The organism is Methylobacterium longum (genome assembly GCF_022179385.1).
GTDB lineage: Bacteria > Pseudomonadota > Alphaproteobacteria > Rhizobiales > Beijerinckiaceae > Methylobacterium > Methylobacterium longum.
Genome location: NZ_BPQS01000105.1, coordinates 1 through 4,105, shown reverse-complemented (window position 1 = coordinate 4,105; position 4,105 = coordinate 1). Strand labels below are relative to the sequence as shown.

3 protein-coding genes and 1 pseudogene are annotated in these 4,105 nt (G+C 66.4%); 1 reads left to right on the top strand and 3 read right to left on the bottom strand.

Features of this window, described 5'->3' with window-relative positions; genetic code table 11:
- Together MFF58_RS31320 and MFF58_RS31315 are read right to left on the bottom strand one after the other, a co-directional pair.
- Window positions 1–201 (bottom strand): annotated as a pseudogene (locus MFF58_RS31320) (hypothetical protein); the annotation flags it as partial.
- A gap of 1,304 nt (window positions 202–1,505) precedes the next feature.
- Window positions 1,506–2,267: a hypothetical protein gene (locus MFF58_RS31315; RefSeq protein WP_238294187.1), complete on the bottom strand. Its 762-nt coding sequence runs from the start codon at window positions 2,265–2,267 to the stop codon at window positions 1,506–1,508.
- 346 nt (window positions 2,268–2,613) lie between these two features.
- Between MFF58_RS31315 and MFF58_RS31310 the strand changes: the two genes are divergently transcribed.
- Complete coding sequence (locus MFF58_RS31310) at window positions 2,614–2,940, top strand: integration host factor subunit beta (protein ID WP_238294185.1); 327 nt, start codon at window positions 2,614–2,616, stop codon at window positions 2,938–2,940.
- Between the two features lie 42 nt (window positions 2,941–2,982).
- On the opposite strand, the gene MFF58_RS31305 is transcribed toward MFF58_RS31310, so the two are convergent.
- Complete coding sequence (locus MFF58_RS31305; protein WP_238294183.1) at window positions 2,983–3,531, bottom strand: hypothetical protein; 549 nt, start codon at window positions 3,529–3,531, stop codon at window positions 2,983–2,985.
- Window positions 3,532–4,105 lie beyond the last annotated feature (574 nt).

The window sequence follows — 4,105 nt, the reverse complement described above, 5'->3', positions numbered from 1 at the left end:
CTTCACTAGGCCGGTTCCCGGCACCATCGACATGATCGTCTGCTCACCGGCCGCGGCTGAGGCAGGCCCGATCGGAGCGATCTGCCAGGGCATCTGCCACGTGGCCGCCGAGGTGTCCGGCGCGGCGGGCGCGTCCTGCGCCAGCGCAGGGCCGGCCAAGGCAGAGATCAGGGTCGCGCAGCAGATCGAACGTAGGGACATCACGGCTTCCTTTTTCGCGGGGGTGAACGAGGGGCCGCGGCATCGAGCTAGTCCGTCGGCGCGAGGGCGGGTGGCAGCGTCCAGGGTGAGGACGGCGCAGGAGAAGGTGATCGGACAGCCAGCCGATCGGAGCGATCGGCTCTCGCGCGGTGCAGGGAAGTATGCGCGACCATGCCCGCATCGATCCTCGCTTGGACCGACCCCGGCCGCCTGATGATGCTCGCCGTCTGGTCGGTGTCGCGATAGGGCATCCGCGCTCGGGTGACCGTTGTCACCGCACGCGACCGTCGAAGCGATCGCGCCTGCCTCGCTGGTTCGGGGTTCAGGATCGGCGCGACCACGCCCCCTGTGTCACGGGGCGGCGTGATCGGGCTCGTTTGATCCACCACTGGCTGCGCAGGATCCGGGCTGAGCGTCGCTACACGTCCAGGCGGAGGTGCGGTGGTAATCGTCTGGGCGGGGCGAACGACGATCTCGGTCGGAGCCCGCGCTTGGGCCAATTGGAGTGGCAGGATCGGCGTTGTCCTCGTCTCAGCTCGATCCTGCAGCGATTGCGGCACGTCGGGCCCGAGCGTCGCTACCACGGCCGGTGGGGCCGACGTCGCGATGTCCTGGCGTTCGGTGCGCTCATTCCAGACGGGCGGGTGCTCGTGTGTCAGGCGGGCCGCGTCGAGGGGCGCGCGGCCGATCAGGGGTGAACGCGGGTTGGCGCGCGGCGGCAGGAAGAGCGGCTGCTCAGCCGTATCCGCGGCGTTTGGGTCTAGGAATGTGCGCGGTCCGTCGGCAACGGAGAAGGCGTCTGGCTCGTGCGCATGAGCCGGAGGGCCCGTCAGGTGCGGGACTTCTACCCATGGTGGGAACGTCGCTGGAGGCGGAGCTTCGGCCGACACCACCGATGCCGCACGTGGAGTGGACGTCGTGAAAGTCCAGATGCTGTGAGGAGCAAGCCATGCTGCACCGGTGGCAAACAGTGCGAGAGTGGAGAGGCATGAGATCGAGATCGTGGCCCAAGATGACAGGCGGCTGCTGGGCCTAACGACCGTGAGGGGCCGGGCCGGGCCGATAGGCTTCAGGTCGCCAACAAAGATTGGACCACGCTGTAACACCCTCTGAGAACTGGTCCGTACGAGAAACAGTTCAAGGCCGGGATGATCTAAAATCCTCAATAGTCGAGCATGGTTAAAACGCGCTCGTGCACATTGATGATGCAGAACGCCCAAATAGTTTGACTCGGAGCATCGAGTTACATCCGACGAGCTTCGCCTTCACCGCGCGCGTTCGTCATATCGACCGGCCCCAGACCCTCACCGCATGGCTCGGCCCGCGCTACCACCCGCGCGAATTCTCGTTCGGCCTGATTGGTCGAGGTCGACCGCTGCCCCTCGGCAGCCCTTCTTCGGTTCCGCATCCACAACCTGCCTCTGTGGATCTCCCCTATCCGTGGGGTGAACTGTTTTGCACCCTATGCTGCCGAGCAGCGCAGGCGCCGCGGACCGCCCTCCCCGCCGGAGCCACTGCAGCCATTCCCGGCTGATGATGCGCAGGACGTTCGGATCCGACTTCCGGCCCTGGTGACGCCGCTCCTGGATGGTCAGCAGCCCGTCGCCCTCAGCCAGCCGGATCGCGGCCTGGGCGAGTCGCCGGCACACGCCAGCTCGCGCCGCGATGGCGTCGATGCACAGCCCGCAGGCGCCATTGCGGGCCATCTCGTCCCCGACGATGCGCAGCACCGCGAGCTGCCCGGTGGTGAACCGGCTGGCGAGGGCCGGAGGCATCGGACCGGAACAGGCCAGCCGACGGCGGCGCTCGATCGCCACGGATCGGTCAGGAGCCCGCTGGAGGTGCCTCGCTGGAAACAGCGTCACACGGCCGAGCGGGATGCCGACGGGCACCACGGCCTCTCTAATCGCACTCCTGCGAGTGTGCAGCGCCTCGGCCAAGCCCTGCGCCTCTGCGTCGGTGACGGTCTCGGCGGCGTGCGCCTGCCAGATGGTGCGCGACAGGTCGTCGAGCTGCGCGAGTGTCCGCGCGCCCTCGATCGCCGACCGCATGGTGGCGTGAAACATCGAACCCGGTCCCTCTCGGGCCGCGGCTAGGGTCCAGGCAAAGCCTTCCCGTTGACGGAAACGGGTTCCGTCTTGACTCCCGGTGGGGAGCTATGGCTTGTGGGGAGCTGGTTAGACGGCCCCACAGGCCTTGGGATTTTCAGCAGCCTCTTCCTTGCCGGGAAGGGGCTGTTGGCTTTTCAGGGTCTATCTCGCGGCGATGGTCTCCTGAATGGCGGCCACGACTCGCCAGGGCGGGTGCAGCCGGAACGGTCCATGTCGGCTGGGCGGCACGGTTAAGTCAACGTTGAGGGGACAGTGCGCCGCCGCCCTTGCAGGGCTGCCACCGCCCCGGCACCTTGTCGGCATGATCCGATCCGAGCTTGTGGCCCGCATCGCGGCGCAGAACCCGCACCTCTTCGCGAGTGAGGTCGAGGCAGTGGTGGATGCCATTCTAGACCGGATCGCTGGAGCGCTGGCGGACGGAGATCGTGTCGAGGTGCGCGACTTCGGGACGTTCTGCGTCCGCGACCGCGAGGCCCGCACCGCTCGGAACCCACGCACAGGTGAGCGGGTGGTGGTCGGGGCCAAGGCGCACGTTCACTTCAAGCCGGGCAAGAGAATGCGGGCCCGGCTCAACCTTGAACGGGTCGACCCTGAGAGGGAAGCAGATCGGACCCGGCGGGCTTCCTGACCTTGCGCCTGCGCCTCCGCGGCACCGCCCCGCAGCTGGGCGTCACCCAACATCCTCGGGTGTCTGCTGCAGGCCCAGCCATCCCTTCACCTTCACAGGGAAAGAGCCAGAGCGCTTCTTCGCCAATTTGGCCGAAGCGCGGGCAGCATCTAGCCGGCCTGCCGCCTCCTCCGTGCCGAGCGGATCGGCTTGCCGCCCGATGGCGAGCGCGCCTTCCAGAGCCGAAAGACCGTCCTGAAAGTCGAACAAGCACAATGCGGGTGAGAATAAATTGTCGCTGGCGAGGCACGCATCGATATAGCGCTCCCGCTCGTGCTCGACTTCGGGCGTGTCCGCACAAGCTAGGCGCGTCACGAACGGCATCAGGCGCTGACGCTGTGCATCCGTCGCATTGTCGTTGAGCTGCATCGCGAGCCTACAGATCGGACGCGAGAAGCAGGCCGGCATCGCTTTGACCGAACTGACACGCTGATAGGGGAAGCCGCACGCCACGACTGCCGCTTCGTTGATGCAGGTGCCGCCGTCAGGACCGGGAAATTTGTGCGAGCCGAAGAGAAGCTTCCAGTTCAGGATGTGACTGAAATCGCTCATGGTGGCTAACTCCGTAGCCGCCCCCGAACTGAGCCTCCTCCCGCGTGGTTGCGCCGTCAATCGGGTCTGTCGATCCGAGCGGCCGAGCGTCTAAACGTCGGGCTCAGACGTGCCCTTCACCGCTTGCTTGTCGGTGTAGACGATCAGGCCGGCCGCCATCAGGCACAAGAGGATGAGGAGCTTCACGGACCGCATGGGTTCTGCCTCACTGCGCCAAGACGCATCGGAGGAGGCTCGTCATCTGCCGCGGGCCTGCAGGTCAACGTACCGGGGTTTCAAGCGCAGGTCGCGTAGCAGAAGCGCCGCAGGCAGACCCCGACCCTTACGAAGGCAGCCGCCGCACGGTCAGCCGGCCCGCGAACTCGTCGAGCAGCAGCAGGCCGAGATCGCTCAGAAGGCTGGTCGGCCACCGCGAGCGATCCAGAGCCTGACGCGAGCCGCTAAGTCTGAACCAAAGCCTGCGCGGGAGTAGCTGACGAACAACTCTGTCCCTTTGCGATTGTACGACAGGCTAAACCAATCAATTGGAGGAAACCTGTATGCGACCGCTCAACCGGCTCTGCGGGGCCGCAGC

What these genes read in the sequence shown, in the direction of transcription:
- MFF58_RS31315 (WP_238294187.1), bottom strand. Translation starts at nt 2,267, where the DNA reads ATGTTTCACGCCACCATGCGGTCGGCGATCGAGGGCGCGCGGACACTC.
- MFF58_RS31310 (WP_238294185.1), top strand. Translation starts at nt 2,614, where the DNA reads ATGATCCGATCCGAGCTTGTGGCCCGCATCGCGGCGCAGAACCCGCAC.
- MFF58_RS31305 (WP_238294183.1), bottom strand. Translation starts at nt 3,531, where the DNA reads ATGAGCGATTTCAGTCACATCCTGAACTGGAAGCTTCTCTTCGGCTCG.